Source organism: Kitasatospora sp. NPDC043949, assembly GCF_056435365.1.
In genome coordinates this window covers 1-14,102 of record NZ_JBWKEQ010000095.1, presented here as the reverse complement: position 1 = coordinate 14,102, position 14,102 = coordinate 1, and the positions used below count along the sequence as shown (strand labels likewise).

13 protein-coding genes are annotated in these 14,102 nt (G+C 71.7%); 5 read left to right on the top strand and 8 right to left on the bottom strand.

The genetic code is table 11. The features are described 5' to 3' along the window. Positions 1-114: 114 nt before the first annotated feature. Positions 115-879 carry a polyprenol monophosphomannose synthase gene (locus AC07AL_RS37925; protein WP_363579852.1) on the bottom strand — a complete coding sequence of 255 codons (765 nt, stop codon included), beginning with the start codon at positions 877-879 and terminating at the stop codon, positions 115-117. Positions 880-1,208: 329 nt separating this feature from the next. On the opposite strand from AC07AL_RS37925, the gene manA reads away from it, so the two are divergent. Beyond that, positions 1,209-2,399, top strand: coding sequence for a mannose-6-phosphate isomerase, class I (gene manA, locus AC07AL_RS37920; RefSeq protein WP_363579853.1), 1,191 nt, complete (start codon positions 1,209-1,211; stop codon positions 2,397-2,399). 74 nt (positions 2,400-2,473) lie between these two features. Here manA and AC07AL_RS37915 read toward each other — a convergent pair whose 3' ends face one another. Beyond that, a complete protein-coding gene (locus AC07AL_RS37915; RefSeq protein WP_363579854.1) occupies positions 2,474-3,934 on the bottom strand; it encodes an acyltransferase family protein in 1,461 nt (486 codons plus the stop codon). Between the two features lie 81 nt (positions 3,935-4,015). Further along, the gene (gene dnaB / locus AC07AL_RS37910) at positions 4,016-5,653 is read right to left on the bottom strand and encodes a replicative DNA helicase (RefSeq protein ID WP_363579855.1); all 1,638 of its coding nucleotides are present in this window, start codon (positions 5,651-5,653) and stop codon (positions 4,016-4,018) included. Positions 5,654-6,105: 452 nt separating this feature from the next. Between dnaB and AC07AL_RS37905 the strand changes: the two genes are divergently transcribed. After that, positions 6,106-7,446 (top strand): MATE family efflux transporter, encoded by a 1,341-nt coding sequence (locus AC07AL_RS37905; protein ID WP_363579856.1) that lies wholly within the window; start codon positions 6,106-6,108, stop codon positions 7,444-7,446. A 113-nt stretch (positions 7,447-7,559) separates the two neighbouring features. Here the strand turns inward: AC07AL_RS37905 and rplI are convergent, their stop codons facing one another. The 4 genes from rplI to rpsF form a co-directional block, all read right to left on the bottom strand. Continuing rightward, positions 7,560-8,006 (bottom strand): 50S ribosomal protein L9, encoded by a 447-nt coding sequence (gene rplI / locus AC07AL_RS37900; RefSeq protein ID WP_063348488.1) that lies wholly within the window; start codon positions 8,004-8,006, stop codon positions 7,560-7,562. Between the two features lie 17 nt (positions 8,007-8,023). After that, the gene (gene rpsR, locus AC07AL_RS37895) at positions 8,024-8,260 is read right to left on the bottom strand and encodes a 30S ribosomal protein S18 (protein ID WP_030304537.1); all 237 of its coding nucleotides are present in this window, start codon (positions 8,258-8,260) and stop codon (positions 8,024-8,026) included. Between the two features lie 80 nt (positions 8,261-8,340). Next, the gene (locus AC07AL_RS37890; protein ID WP_363579857.1) at positions 8,341-8,958 is read right to left on the bottom strand and encodes a single-stranded DNA-binding protein; all 618 of its coding nucleotides are present in this window, start codon (positions 8,956-8,958) and stop codon (positions 8,341-8,343) included. Positions 8,959-9,054: 96 nt separating this feature from the next. Further along, the gene (gene rpsF, locus AC07AL_RS37885) at positions 9,055-9,345 is read right to left on the bottom strand and encodes a 30S ribosomal protein S6 (protein WP_063348486.1); all 291 of its coding nucleotides are present in this window, start codon (positions 9,343-9,345) and stop codon (positions 9,055-9,057) included. Positions 9,346-9,660: 315 nt separating this feature from the next. On the opposite strand from rpsF, the gene AC07AL_RS37880 reads away from it, so the two are divergent. The 3 genes from AC07AL_RS37880 to AC07AL_RS37870 all read left to right on the top strand — a co-directional run bounded on the left by AC07AL_RS37880 (position 9,661) and on the right by AC07AL_RS37870 (position 12,304). Then, positions 9,661-9,960 carry a hypothetical protein gene (locus tag AC07AL_RS37880; protein WP_063348485.1) on the top strand — a complete coding sequence of 100 codons (300 nt, stop codon included), beginning with the start codon at positions 9,661-9,663 and terminating at the stop codon, positions 9,958-9,960. Between the two features lie 177 nt (positions 9,961-10,137). Then, positions 10,138-11,256 (top strand): lipid II:glycine glycyltransferase FemX, encoded by a 1,119-nt coding sequence (locus AC07AL_RS37875; RefSeq protein WP_063348484.1) that lies wholly within the window; start codon positions 10,138-10,140, stop codon positions 11,254-11,256. Between the two features lie 13 nt (positions 11,257-11,269). Then, positions 11,270-12,304 (top strand): alanine racemase, encoded by a 1,035-nt coding sequence (locus tag AC07AL_RS37870; RefSeq protein WP_363579858.1) that lies wholly within the window; start codon positions 11,270-11,272, stop codon positions 12,302-12,304. A 24-nt stretch (positions 12,305-12,328) separates the two neighbouring features. Here AC07AL_RS37870 and AC07AL_RS37865 read toward each other — a convergent pair whose 3' ends face one another. Next, positions 12,329-13,906, bottom strand: a complete 1,578-nt coding sequence (locus AC07AL_RS37865) for a glycosyltransferase family 87 protein (protein ID WP_363579859.1) — start codon at positions 13,904-13,906, stop codon at positions 12,329-12,331. Between the last annotated feature and the right edge of the window lie 196 nt (positions 13,907-14,102).

Here is a 14,102-nt window from a genome sequence, read left to right as displayed (position 1 = left end):
GAGCACGTAGTCCTGCCGCTGTCTCACGTCGGCCCCCCCCCCCCCCCCCACCTCCCCCCCCTCCCCCCCCCCCTCCCCCCCCCCCCCCTCCCCCGGGCGGTTACGTCGTGGAGGTCAGCGCTTGACCGCGCCGCGCAGGCGGGCCAGCCGGTCGGAGACGCCCCAGGCGGTCACCCGCCACAGCGCCTCGACCACGATGTTGCGGCTCATCTTGGACGCGCCCAGCTCGCGCTCGACGAAGGTGATCGGCACCTCGGCCACCTTGAACCCGGCCTTCACCGTGCGCCAGGCCAGGTCGACCTGGAAGCAGTACCCGGCCGAGGCCACCTCGTCCATGCCCAGGCCCAGCAGGGTCTCCTTGCGGAACGCCCGGTAGCCGCCGGTGACGTCCCGGATCGGCACGCCCAGCGCCAGCCGCGAGTAGGTCGAGCCACCGCGGGAGAGCAGCAGGCGCGACTTCGGCCAGTTCACCACCCGGCCGCCCGGCACCCAGCGCGAGCCCAGCACCAGGTCGGCGCCGCGCAGCGCGCCCAGCAGTCGGTCCAGCTCCTCGGGCTGGTGCGAGCCGTCCGCGTCCATCTCGACCAGGACGTCGTAGCCGTGGTCGATGCCCCAACGGAAGCCCGCGAGGTAGGCGGCGCCCAGGCCCTCCTTGCCCTTGCGGTGCATGACGTGCACGTTCGGGTCCTCGGCGGACAGCTTGTCGGCCAGTTCGCCGGTGCCGTCGGGGCTGTTGTCGTCGGCGACCAGCACGTGGGCCTCGGGGACCGCCGCCCGCACCCGGCCGACGATCCGCTCGACGTTCTCCGCCTCGTTGTAGGTCGGAATGATCACCAGGACCCTGCCGAGATCAGCAAAACTCTGCTGGTTCACGGTCACGTACAAACCTCTCGGCCGATGGCGGGGAGTGTCAGAACACCATCGCCCGCACTCTGGAACGCGGCTCCGCCGGCAGCCCGCCGACGGGGTGACCACGGTGGAAACTGCTGTGCAGGGCGGAGACTACTGCGTCCTGGCATCCTACTACCGCGCCCGGGAACCACCGGTCCGGCCAGGGCACTCCCCTCCGGTACCCGTCGTTTCCTCGCGGGCGACACCGGTCGGCTAGGGTCGATGACCTTGCCCGTGCCCGGCCCCCCGCACCGCCGGGCCCGTTGCCCCGACGATCCGGCACACCCGCCACCCAGCGAAGGAGTAGGACCGCGCGCATGGACAGGCTCATCAACACCGTCCGCCCGTACGCCTGGGGGTCGCTGACCGCCCTGCCCGAACTGCTCGGGCAGGAGCCGACCGGCGAACCGCAGGCCGAGCTGTGGATGGGCGCCCACCCCGGCGACCCGTCCCGGGCCGACCGGGGCGAGGGGCCCCGCCGGCTGGACGAGCTGATCGCGGCCGACCCCGAGGGCGAGCTCGGCGCCGCGACCGTCGCCAGGTTCGGTCCGACCCTGCCGTTCCTGTTCAAGATCCTGACCGCGGGCATCCCGCTGTCCATCCAGGCCCACCCCACGATCGCGCAGGCCCGCGCCGGGTTCGCCGCCGAGAACGCCCTCGGCGTCCCGCTGGACGCCCCCGAGCGGAGCTACCGCGACGCCAACCACAAGCCCGAGATGGTCTGCGCGCTGGGCGCCTTCGAGGGGCTCTGCGGCTTCCGGCGGCCCGCCGAGGCGGCCGGGCTGATGGCCGGGCTCGCGGTGCCCGGGCTCGGCCCGCTGATCGACCTGCTGGCCGTCGAGGACGAGGCCGAGGCGCTGCGCGGCACGCTGGCCGCCATCCTCACCATGGACGGGAAGGCCGCCGAGGAGACCGTCCGGGAGACGGCCGAGGCCCTGGCCCGCACCGACCCGGCCGGCGACTACGGGCCGTACGCCCGGATCGCCGAGGACTTCCCGGAGGACCGCGGCCTGATCGCCGCCCTGCTGCTCAACCACTTCCGGCTCCGGGCCGGCGAGGCGCTCTACCTGGACGCCGGCGTGCCGCACGCCTACCTGGCGGGTGCCTGCGTCGAACTCCAGGCCAACTCCGACAACGTGCTGCGGGCCGGCCTCACCCCCAAGCACATCGACCTGCCCGAGCTGCTGAAGGTCCTGGTCTTCGAGGCCGGCGCCCCCGAGCTGCTGCACCCCCGCCCGGTCGACGGCACCGCCGGCGAGGAGCTCTACCCCGTCCCGATCGACGAGTTCCGGCTCTCCCGCTTCGTCCTGGACGGCCGGGACCGCGAGATCGACGGCCGCGCCCCGCAGATCCTGCTCTGCACCGAGGGCACCGCCCGGCTCACCGCCGCCGACGGCAGCACCCTGGACCTCGCCCGCGGCCGGTCGGCCTTCCTCCCCGCCACCGGCACCCCCACCCGGCTGTCCGGCACCGCCACGACCCTCTTCCGCGCCACCGTCACCGTCTGACGGCGCCCGGGGGCCACGCGCCGAGGGCTCGCCTCCCCAGTGGGAGGCGAGCCCTCGGTGTGTCCGTGCGGCGGTCAGCCGACCCGTTGCCCCGGGCCGCCGGCTCCGACCTCGACCGGCACCTGTTCCTGATCCTGGCCCCCGCCCTGGCCCTTCTCCCCGGACTGAGCCGGAACAGCCCCGGCGGCCTCGCCGGTCGCGGGCACCCCGATCGACGCGGCGACCGCCGGCTGCGGGGCACCGCCCGGCCAGCGGCGCTCGACCGCCTTGGCCACCTTGCGGCCCAGCTTCTGCACGGGCAGCTCCACCAGCCGGTACATCACCCAGCTCGCCAGCATGATCACGGCGAGGTACTCGGCCGTCCAGATCAGCTTGCCGCCGGTCGTCGGCGGCACCTTGGGCACGTGCAGCAGCGGCTGGATGGTGTGCACCAGCGGGACGTGCAGCAGGTAGAGCGAGAAGCTGATCCCGCCGAGCCAGGTGAGCGGCTTCGGGAAGCGGCGCTTGCGCAGCGCCATGCCGATGCCGAACGTGATCCAGGCCCCGAGGTAGGAGCCGGCCCAGGCCATCCAGCCGGCCGTCCAGGTGTTCTGCTCCATGCCGTCACGGTTGTACATCCAGGCGACGGCCACCCCCGCGACGACCACGAAGCCGCAGCACAGGATCGCCTGGAGGCGGTCGATCTGGCGGTTCTCGGCCCGGTAGATCGCGGTGCCCGCGAACATCGTCGCGAAGATCATCAGGGTCTCGAACATCGGGGCCCGGCTGTTGTTGTACATCAGCACGAAGCCCAGCAGACCGAGCGTGATCGCCCCGACCCGGGTCAGGTTCGGCCGGCCGCTCAGCACGCAGGCGAAGCCGAACAGCACGATCAGGACGGAACCCCAGACCAGGTTGCGGGTCGAGGTGATGTCGCTGGTCAGCGTGTGGGAGGCGATGGAGGTGCCGAAGAGCAGCGCCACGCCGGCGAAGCCGACCGCGATCGGGCCGCTGCGGCGGTGCTGGCCGACCGTGAAGAGCGCGGTGACCATGTAGTAGAAGACCATCTCGTAGCTGAGGGTCCACATGACGCCCAGGCCGTTCCAGACGCCCATGAAGTCCTGCAGCATGGTCGAGTTGGCGGCCACGTAGATCAGGTCGTGATCGGTGGCGAAGAGCGCGACCGAGCCGTCGCCCTTCGGGATGATGGCCAGCGCCACCGTGATACCGATGATCACCGGCGGCCAGAGCCGGAAGATCCGTCCGATCCAGAACGCCCGCACGTCCCCGCGGCGCTCCAGCGAGGCCGGGATGATGTAACCGCTGACCAGGAAGAACAGCATGACGCCGTAGAGGCCCAGGTCCGCGTGCCACCAGATGAAGGACGCCACCCCGTCCGGCAGCATCTTCAGGACGTCGAAGTGGTGGAGCGCCACCACCAGGGCGGCCACGCCGCGAAGCGCGTCGAGCCAGCCCAGCCGACTGGCCGACCCGCCCGCCCGAGCCTGCTTGCTTCCCCCGGCCCGGCGGGCGGACAGCTGTCGTATCGTTTTCACCGCACGGACAGTAGCTCATCACACTGATGCGTTCGCCTCGGTGACGGTCGGACGAGGCCCCCCGATGCCCCCCGGCCGCTCCTAGTCCCGGGTCATGTCGACGAAGCGCGAGTAGTGGCCCTGGAAGGCCACCGTGATGGTGGCGGTGGGGCCGTTACGGTGCTTGGCGACGATCAGGTCGGCCTCACCGGCGCGCGGGGACTCCTTCTCGTAGGCGTCCTCACGGTGGAGCAGGATGACCATGTCGGCGTCCTGCTCGATCGAGCCGGACTCGCGCAGGTCGGAGACCATCGGCCGCTTGTCGGTGCGCTGCTCGGGGCCACGGTTCAGCTGGGAGAGCGCGATGACCGGGACTTCCAGCTCCTTGGCCAGCAGCTTCAGGTTTCGCGACATGTCGGAGACCTCCTGCTGGCGGTTCTCCGCCCGGCGGGAGCCGCCGGACTGCATCAGCTGGAGGTAGTCGATGACGACCAGCTTGATGTCGTTGCGCTGCTTGAGCCGGCGGCACTTGGCCCGGATCTCCATCATCGACAGGTTCGGGGAGTCGTCGATGAACAGCGGTGCCTCGCTGACGTCGGGCATCCGGCGGGCGACGCGGGTCCAGTCGTCGTCCGTCATGTTCCCGGAGCGCATGTGGTGCAGCGCGACCCGGGCCTCGGCGGACAGCAGGCGCATGGCGATCTCGTTGCGGCCCATTTCGAGCGAGAAGATCACGCTCGGCAGCTTGTTCTGGATCGAGCAGGCGCGGGCGAAGTCCAGCGCCAGGGTCGACTTGCCCATCGCGGGGCGGGCCGCGATGACGATCATCTGGCCGGGGTGGAGGCCGTTGGTGAGCGCGTCGAAGTCGGCGAAGCCGGTCGGGACGCCGGACATCTGGCCGTTGCGGGAGCCGATCGCCTCGATCTCGTCGAGGGCGCCCTCCATGATGTCGGCGAGCGGCGCGTAGTCCTCGTTGGTGCGCTGCTCGGTGACGGCGTAGATCTCCGCCTGGGCGGCGTTGACGATCTCGTCGACGTCGCCCTCGGCCGCGTAGCCCATGCCGGCGATCCGGGTGCCGGCCTCGACCAGACGGCGCAGGACGGCGCGCTCGTGGACGATCTGGGCGTAGTACTCGGCGTTGGCGGCGGTCGGGACGGAGTTGACCAGGGTGTGCAGGTAGGAGGCGCCGCCGACGCGCTGGAGCTCGCCACGCTTGGTGAGCTCGCCGGCCACGGTGATCGGGTCGGCCGGCTCGCCGCGGGCGTACAGGTCGAGGATCGCACCGTGGACCATCTCGTGCGCGGGCCGGTAGTAGTCGGCCGGCTTGAGTACCTCGACCACGTCGGCGATGGCGTCCTTGGAGAGCAGCATGCCGCCGAGGACGGACTGCTCGGCCGCGAGGTCCTGCGGGGGAACGCGCTCGAAGCCGTCCACGCCGCCCTGGCCCTCGTCGTCGCGGCGCTGCCAGCCGCCGCCACCGCTCTGCGAACCGTCGCGCTGGGAGCCGCTCCGGCCGCCCTTGCCGCCCTTCTGGAAGCCGCCCTCGCGACCGCCGCCGTCCCGGTTGCCCTCCCGGCCGCCGCCCTGGCCGGAGCGGCTGCGGGAGACCGGGAGCCGGTCGCCGGGCCCGTCGGGGAAGGACGCGTCGTCGAAGGCGCCGGCCGGGAAGGGGTCCTCGGCGGGCTGCCAGTCCTCCTCCGGCGGCGGGGCGTCGTGGTCGTCGTACTGGGGGCCGGTCACGCGTGTTCCCCGATCAGCGAGTGGTGCGAGTTGGAGCGGGCCTTGCCGGTGGCTGGGTGGAGCGGAGCCGCTCCTCTTTGTACGCCACGGCACCGACAAATCGGACGCCGGGGCGGGCGGGAGTGTCGGGCGGAGGGCCCACGCTAAGGCGCCGGGAGCCGTTCAGCCAAGGCGGTTATCCACAGGGGGTGTGGACGAGCGGCCCTGGGCTGTGGAGAAGTGCCGCAAAGCTGTGGACGCCCCTGTGGAAGGCCCTGTGGATAACCAGACCATCTGTCCACCGTCAACCTGTTGACCAGGTATTACCTCTTACCGGGCCTGTGCATGAGAAATTCTTCACACGCAGCCGGACGCCCGCGGGCGCGAAGCGGGCCGAGCGCCTCGCTCAAGAATTCGAGTAATGGCTAACTGCCACTAGCAGTCATTACCTGTGGATGAGTAGCCTGGAGCCCATGACCGCCCCTCCCGCAGCCCCGACCCCCTCCAGACGCCGGCACGACCGGGAGATCCTCGCACTGGCCGTCCCGGCCTTCGGCGCGCTGGTCGCCGAACCACTGTTCCTGATGGCCGACTCGGCGATCGTCGGCCACCTCGGCACCCCGCAGCTGGCCGGGGTCGGCGTCGCCGCCGCCGCACTGTCCACCGCGACCGGCGTGTTCGTCTTCCTCGCCTACGCCACCACCGCGGCGGTGGCCCGCCGGATCGGTGCCGGGGACCGCCGCGGCGCCGTCCAGCAGGGCGTCGACGGCATCTGGCTCGCCCTCGGCCTGGCCGTCCCGGTGGTGCTGCTCACCGTGCTGCTGGCCCCCTGGGCGGCCGACGTCCTGGGGGCCTCGGAGACCGCCGCCCCCTACGCCGTGACGTACCTGCGGATCAGCGCCCTGGGCATCCCCGCGATGCTCATGGTGATGGCCGCCACCGGCGTGCTGCGCGGCCTCCAGGACACCCGCACGCCGCTGCTGGTGGCGATCGCGGGCTTCACCGCCAACATCGGCCTGAACGCCGGCCTGGTGTACGGCGCCGGGCTCGGGGTGGCCGGCTCGGCCTGGGGCACCGTGCTCGCGCAGACCGGGATGGCCGCCGTCTACCTGGTCGTGGTGGTGCGCGGGGCGCGGCGCGAGCACGCCTCGCTGCGGCCGGACGCGGCCGGCATCCGGGCCAGTGCGAGGGCGGGCGGTCCGCTGCTGGTCCGGACGGTCAGCCTGCGCGCGGTGCTGATGATCGCCACTGCGGTGGCCGCCCGGCTGGGCGACGACCAGGTGGCCGCGCACCAGATCACCATGACGCTGTTCAGCTTCCTGGCCTTCGCCCTGGACGCCATCGCGATCGCCGGCCAGGCGATCATCGGCCGCTACCTGGGCGCCGAGGACGTCCCGGGCGCCAGGGCCGCCACCCGCCGGATGGTCGAGTGGGGCATCGGCTCGGGCGTGCTGCTGGGACTGCTGGTGGTGGCCGCCCGCCCGCTGTACGTCCCGCTGTTCACGCCCGATCCGGCGGTGCAGGGGCAGTTGGACACCGCCCTGCTGCTGCTCGCGCTCAGCCAGCCGGTCGCCGGCCTGGTCTTCGTGCTGGACGGGGTGCTGATGGGCGCCGGGGACGGCCCCTACCTGGCCTGGGCGGCGATCGCGACCCTGGCGGTGTTCACCCCGGCGGCGATCGCGGTGCCGGCCACCGGCACCGGGCTGGCCGGACTGTGGTGGGCGATGAACCTGTTCATGCTGGTCCGCGCGGCCTTCCTGGTCGGGCGGGCGCGCGGCGGCCGCTGGCTGGTCACCGGGGCCGTCCGGGGCTGACGGCGCCGGGGCCGAGGGCGCCGGCAGCGAATGCTCCAGCACCGAACGCGCCGGAACACGACCGAGGGCCGGACTCCCGGAGGAGTCCGGCCCTCAGGCCACTGCTACGGAACTCAGGCAGCGACGACGGCGACGTCGAGGTTGGCCTGGACGTCGGCGTGCAGCTTGACCGAGACCTTGTGGGTGCCCACGGTCTTGATCGGCGAGGCGATCGCGACGGCGCGCTTGTCCACGGCCGGGCCGCCGGCGGCCTTGATGGCCTCCACGACGTCGGCCTGGGTCACCGAACCGAACAGACGGCCGGCGTCGCCCGAGCGAACGGCCAGCTTGACCTGGACGCCCTCGAGCTTGCCCTTGACCTCGTTGGCGGCCTCAAGGGTCTGGATCTCGTGGATCTTGCGGGCGCGACGGATCGCGTCGACGTCCTTCTGGCCGCCCTTGGTCCAGCGGATGGCGTAGCCACGCGGAACCAGGTAGTTGCGGGCGTAGCCGTCCTTGACCTCGACGACCTCGCCGGCGGAGCCGAGACCCGGCACCTCGTGCGTGAGGATGATCTTCATTACTTGGTCACCCTCTCTTAGCGCGCGGTGCTGGTGTAGGGCAGCAGCGCCATCTCACGGCTGTTCTTCACGGCCGTGGCGACGTCACGCTGGTGCTGGGTGCAGTTGCCGGTGACCCGGCGGGCACGGATCTTGCCACGGTCGGAGATGAACTTCCGCAGCAGGTTCGTGTCCTTGTAGTCAACGTAGTTGACCTTGTCCTTGCAGAAGACGCAAACCTTCTTCTTCGGCTTGCGAGCAGGCGGCTTCGCCATTGTGTGCTCCATTTGGGGTTCACGGCCCGGCCGGCGTCCTCAGGACGCCGGCGGCCGGGCCGCACGAAATCTGTCAGCTCTTAGAACGGGGGCTCTTCCGAGAAGCCGCCACCGGACGGGGCGCCCCAGCTGCCGCCGCCCTGCTGGCCGCCGGACGGAGTGCTGGACGCCCACGGGTCGTCGGAGGGGCCGGACTGGCCGCCGCCGCCGGAGTTTCCACCCCAGCTGCCGCCGCCCTGCTGGCCGCCACCGCCGCCCCAGCCGCCCTGCTGGCCACCGGCGCCGCCCTGCTGGCCGCCGAAGCCGCCACCGGAGCCGCCGGGGCCACCGGACCGGTTGGCCCGGGTGACCTTCGCGGTCGCCGAGCGCAGGCTCGGGCCGACCTCGTCGACCTCGACCTCGAAGACCGTCCGCTTCTCGCCTTCCTTGGTCTCGTAAGACCGCTGGCGCAGTCGGCCCTGCACGATGACGCGCATGCCGCGCTGCAGCGACTCGGCCACGTTCTCCGCCGGCTGCCGCCAGACGTTGCACGTGAGGAAGAGGCTCTCGCCGTCCTTCCACTCGTTCGTCTGACGGTCGAAGGTGCGGGGGGTGGACGCGATACGGAACTTCGCGACCGCCGCACCCGACGGGGTGAAGCGCAGCTCGGGGTCGTCGACGAGATTGCCGACGAGGGTGATGACGGTCTCGCCTGCCATGGTGGTGATGACCTCTCGGGAAGATGTCCGTTCACCGCTGTTTCACGTGAAACAGCGGACGCGAGCTACCCGAGACCCGAAGGCCTCAGAGGTGGCTCAGTGGGTGTCCGGGCGCAGGACCTTGGTCCGCAGAACCGACTCGCTCAGGCCCATCTGGCGGTCGAGCTCCTTGACGACCTCAGGCGTGGCCTTCAGGTCGATGACCGAGTAGATGCCCTCGGACTGCTTGTTGATCTCGTAAGCCAGACGGCGACGACCCCAGGTGTCGACCTTCTCCACCTTGCCGCCGGCGTTCCGGACGACGGTGAGGAAGTTCTCGATCAGGGGGGAGACAGCGCGCTCCTCGACCGAGGGGTCGAGGATGACCATCACCTCGTAGTGACGCATGGGTAACCCACCTCCTTTGGACTCAACGGCCACGGTCTCTCCGTGGCAGGAGGGTTGTGCAGCGTCGGCACCGGAGCAGTGACGACACCGGCCACCGTAGCGGCCGGGTCCGACAATCGGGCCCCGCTCACCCGACGGGGTGGTCGCCCGGAAGAGGGCGCAAGGGGGCACAACTACACCAGTGCAGACGGCACAGCCTACCCGCACCCGGACGGCCGAACAAAACGCATAGGGGTTGTGAGACCGGCCCAACCGCCGCAATCTGGACGGAACGGGATTCCTGCCCGTTCGTCTCCACGCCAGGAGGTGGGACTCATGGCCCAGTCCGTCCACCGCATGCCCGCGCTCACACTGAACACCGACGGCCACCCGCACCCCCGCGAGAACGCCCTGGTGGGCCTCACCGCCGTGCTGGGCGTGATCGCCTTCACCACCTCGTTCTTCCACAACCTGCACCTGCTGACCTCGTGGACCGGTCTGTTCGGGATCATCACGGGGCTGCTCGGCATGTTCGTCTCGGTCACCACGGCCGAGCGCTTCGTGCTGATGATCACGCTCGGCGCCTCCGCCATCGGCTTCTACCTCGGCATCGCCCGGGGCGGCCTCTGGGGCTGAGCCGCCCCGGTCGCACCGTTCCGGAACCCTCGGCGCCCCCGTGGCGTATCTGCAAGGAGACAGGTACGCGACGGGGGCGCCGTCGCGCCCGCAGCGGCGGGCGCCCGGGCCCCGGACGATAGGGTCAGCCCGAGAACCTGGGCCCACCGCAGCCCGACCGACGAGGAGCACCGAGCAATGAGCCTGCGCCTGAGGACGATCACCCGCGAGGAGCACCTCGCCTTCATCAGGAGCCGCGCCTCGGCCAGCCACATGCAGGTGCCGTCGTGGGGCGACGTGAAGGCCGAGTGGCGTTCGGAGTCGATCGGCTGGTTCGACGAGGCCAACCAGCTCGTCGGCGCCGGCCTGGTGCTCTACCGGCAGCTGCCCAAGCTCAAGCGCTACCTCGCCTACCTGCCCGAGGGCCCGGTCATCGACTGGTTCGACCGGGACCTCGACCGCTGGCTCTCCCCGATGCTCGCCCACCTCAAGTCGCAGGGCGCGTTCTCGGTCAAGATGGGCCCGCCGATCGTCATCCGCCGCTGGAACGCCCCCACCATCAAGGAGGCCATCGCCGGCAAGCAGGCCAAGCGCCTGCGCGACGTCGAGGCCGACTGGTACGAGGCGCGCGCCTTCGAGGTGGCCGACCGGCTGCGCAAGGCCGGCTGGCTGCAGGGCGAGGACGGCGGCGCCGGCTTCGGCGACGTCCAGCCGCGCTACGTGTTCCAGGTGCCGCTGGCCAACCGCTCGCTGGACGACATCCACAAGAACTTCAACCAGCTCTGGCGCCGCAACATCAAGAAGGCCGAGAAGAGCGGCGTCGAGGTGTACCAGGGCGGCTACGACGAGCTGCCGATCTTCCACCAGCTCTACCTGGTGACCGCCGAGCGCGACAAGTTCACCCCGCGCCCGCTGTCCTACTTCCAGCGGATGTGGAAGGCCCTCACCGCCGAGGACCAGAACCGGATGCGGCTCTACATCGCCTACCACGACGGCGAGCCGCTGGCCGCGACCACGATGCTGGTGGTCGGCGAGCACGTCTGGTACTCCTACGGCGCCTCGGCCAACCACAAGCGCGAGGTCAAGCCGTCCAACGCGATCCAGTGGCGGATGATGCGCGACTCCTACGCGCTCGGCGGCGGCGTCTACGACCTGCGCGGTATCAGCGACACCCTGGACGAGAACGACCACCTGTTCGGCCTGATCCAGTTCAAGGTCGGCACCGGCGGCCAGGCCGCCGAGTACCTCGGCGAGTGGGACTTCCCGCTCAACAAGCTGCTGCACAAGGCCCTCGACCTCTACATGTCCCGCCGCTGAGGAGGCTGACCCGATGACGCTGTCGCTCTACCTCGACACCGAACGCTGGCGCACCCACCAGCGCTCCGTCCTCGCCGAGTTCCCCGGCCTGGTGCCGGTCGCCAAGGGGAACGGCTACGGCCTGGGCAACCACCGGCTGGCCGAGGAGGCGACGCTGCTGGGCACCGGTGTGCTGGCCGTCGGCACCGCGTACGAGGCGGCCGACGCCGCCGAGTGGTACGGCGGCGAGCTGCTGGTGCTCACCCCGTACCGGGTCGGCGAGGAGGTCCTGCCGCTGCCGCACGCCCGGGTGATCCGGACGGTGGCGAACCTGGACGCGCTGCGGGCGCTGCGCGGCGCCCGGGTGGTGGTGGAGTGCATGACCTCCATGCGCCGCCACGGGGTGAGCGCCGCCGACCTCACGGCCGTCGCCGCCGAGCTGGACGGCGTCGCCTTCGAGGGCCTGGCGCTGCACCTGCCGATGGACCGGCCGGACGGCTCCAGCCCGACCGAGGAGGTCGTCCACTGGGTGGACACCGCCCGGGCGGCCGGGGTGCCGGTGCACACCGTGTACGTCAGCCACCTCGGCGCGGCCGGCATGGAGCAGCTGGCCCAGCGCTACCCGGACATCGTCTTCCGGGCCCGGATCGGCACCCGGCTCTGGCTGGGCGACCACGGTGCGCTGGAGGTCCGGGCCACGGTGCTGGACGTCACCCCGGTGAAGAAGGGCGACCGCTACGGCTACCGCCAGCACCCGGCGCCGGCCGACGGCCACATCGTGGTGGTGGCCGGCGGCACCGCGCACGGCATCGGCCTGGAGGCGCCCAAGTACGTGCAGACCATGGCCTCCCGGGCCAAGGGCATCGCCCGGGCCGGCCTGGCGACCGTCAACAAGACCAAGTCGCCGTTCCACTGGGCCGGCAAGCAGCTCTGGTTCGCCGAGCCGCCGCACATGCAGGTCTCGCTGCTGTTCCTGGACGGCGAGACCAAGCCCCCCGCGATCGGCGAGGAGCTCGGCCTCCAGGTCCGGCACACCACCACGCACTTCGACCGCGTGGTGGACCGCTAGAGCGACCGAAGCGCCCGTGAGCGCCTACGCCTTCTCGGCCGGTTCCGGCAGTCCTGGCTCGTCCAGCCACTGCTCGGAGCCGGCCGGCGCGTATCCGGCGTAGCTCTCCTCCTCGCGCAGCGTCCGGGCGGTGCCGAGCACGAACACGTCCGGGGCCCGGTCGAGCACCCCGCCCGACGGGTCGTCGCTGCCGTCCCAGCGCACCGGGTCGCGGTCCGGCTGCAGGGCGTCGCGGACCACCATCACCACCAGGTAGAGCGTGCCCAGCAGGTGCAGCACGACCGCGAAGTGGTACCAGGCCTCGCCGATCCCGTGCTGCTTGGGCCCGGTGACGAAGCCCAGGTGGGACCAGATGCCCAGGGTGTACAGCACCTCGCAGGCCTGCCAGATCAGGAAGTCCCGCCAGCGCGGCCGGGCCAGCACCGCGAGCGGCAGCAGCCAGAGCGCGTACTGCGGCGAGTACACCTTGTTGACCAGCACGAACAGGGCGACCACCAGGAAGGCCAGCTGCGCGAAGCGCGGGCGGCGGGGCGCCGAGAAGCCGAGCCACGCTATGGCCAGGCAGCCGAGGACCATCAGCACACCGATGTAGAGGTCGAGGTCGGCCAGCCCCGTGCCCCGGCTCTGCATCAGGATCAGCCAGAACGAGCCGTAGTCCTCGGCGCGGTGCTTGCTGAACACGTAGAAGGTCGACCAGCCCTGCCAGTTGGCCGCCATGATCGGCAGGTTGACCAGCAGCCAGGAGCCGGCCGCGCCGGCCAGCATCACCCGGAACTCGCGCCACTTCCCGGCTCGCCAGCAGAGCACCAGCAGCGGGCCGATCAGCAGCACCGGGTAGAGCTTGGCCGCGGTGGCCAGGCCGATGAAGACACCCGCCCAGCCGGGCCGGGAGCCGGACCACCAGGCCATCGCCACGGCGGCCAGCGCGACCGCGAGGAGGTCCCAGTTGACCGTGCCGTTCAGCAGCAGGACGGGCGCGAGCGCGAACAGCAGGGCGTCCCAGGGGCGGCGGCGGTGGGTGCGCGAGAGCGCCACCACGGCGACCACCGCGCAGGCCATCAGCAGCCCCGCGTTGATCGCCCAGAACCACCGCTCCTGGTCCTGCGCGGTGCCGGCGCCGGGCGTCAGCCAGGCCGCGACCTGCATGAACAGGCCGGTCAGCACCGGGTATTCGAGGTACTGCAGATCCCCCGAGGTGCCCGGGACGCGGTCCACGTACGGGTGCAGCCCGGCCGAGAAGCCGCGGCCGGAGAACAGGTGCGGGATGTCGCTGTAGCAGGCGTGGATGTACTGCGGCGAACCCGGCTGGAACCAGGCCTGGTTGTAGCAGGGCGCCTTCTGCACCATGCCGAGCACCGAGATCACGATCACCGCCAGCGCCAGGAAGCGCGCCGGGATCCACCAGGAGACGCCCAGCAGCGCCCGGCGGCCGGGCGGGCCGCCGATCACCTCGCTGCCGGCCGCCGCCACCGGGTCCTCGTCGGCCGGGACGACCACGGTGTTGACCGGCGGCGCGGCCGTGGCGACGGCCGGCCCGACCGGTCCTGCGGCGTCGCCGGGCCCGGCCGGCCCTGCGGATTCGTCACGATCGCTCGACGTCATGCCGGACATCCTGCCGCACCGGCCCCACCGGGACGAGGAGGACCCCGCAACGGGCCCGGCCTCCGTCGCCCGGCGGCACGGCGAATCATGACGAAACGGCGGTGGGGGGGGGGGGGGGGGGGGGGGGGGGGGGGGGGGGGGGGGGGGGTGGGGGGGGGGGGGGGGGGGGGGGGGGGGGGGGGGGGGGGTGTTCTCC

Bases quoted from the DNA above. Each gene is read 5' to 3' on its own strand.
- manA (WP_363579853.1), top strand. From the start codon at position 1,209: ATGGACAGGCTCATCAACACCGTCCGCCCGTACGCCTGGGGGTCGCTG.
- AC07AL_RS37905 (WP_363579856.1), top strand. From the start codon at position 6,106: ATGACCGCCCCTCCCGCAGCCCCGACCCCCTCCAGACGCCGGCACGAC.
- rplI (WP_063348488.1), bottom strand. From the start codon at position 8,006: ATGAAGATCATCCTCACGCACGAGGTGCCGGGTCTCGGCTCCGCCGGC.
- rpsR (WP_030304537.1), bottom strand. From the start codon at position 8,260: ATGGCGAAGCCGCCTGCTCGCAAGCCGAAGAAGAAGGTTTGCGTCTTC.
- AC07AL_RS37890 (WP_363579857.1), bottom strand. From the start codon at position 8,958: ATGGCAGGCGAGACCGTCATCACCCTCGTCGGCAATCTCGTCGACGAC.
- rpsF (WP_063348486.1), bottom strand. From the start codon at position 9,345: ATGCGTCACTACGAGGTGATGGTCATCCTCGACCCCTCGGTCGAGGAG.
- AC07AL_RS37880 (WP_063348485.1), top strand. From the start codon at position 9,661: ATGGCCCAGTCCGTCCACCGCATGCCCGCGCTCACACTGAACACCGAC.
- AC07AL_RS37875 (WP_063348484.1), top strand. From the start codon at position 10,138: ATGAGCCTGCGCCTGAGGACGATCACCCGCGAGGAGCACCTCGCCTTC.
- AC07AL_RS37870 (WP_363579858.1), top strand. From the start codon at position 11,270: ATGACGCTGTCGCTCTACCTCGACACCGAACGCTGGCGCACCCACCAG.
- AC07AL_RS37865 (WP_363579859.1), bottom strand. From the start codon at position 13,906: ATGACGTCGAGCGATCGTGACGAATCCGCAGGGCCGGCCGGGCCCGGC.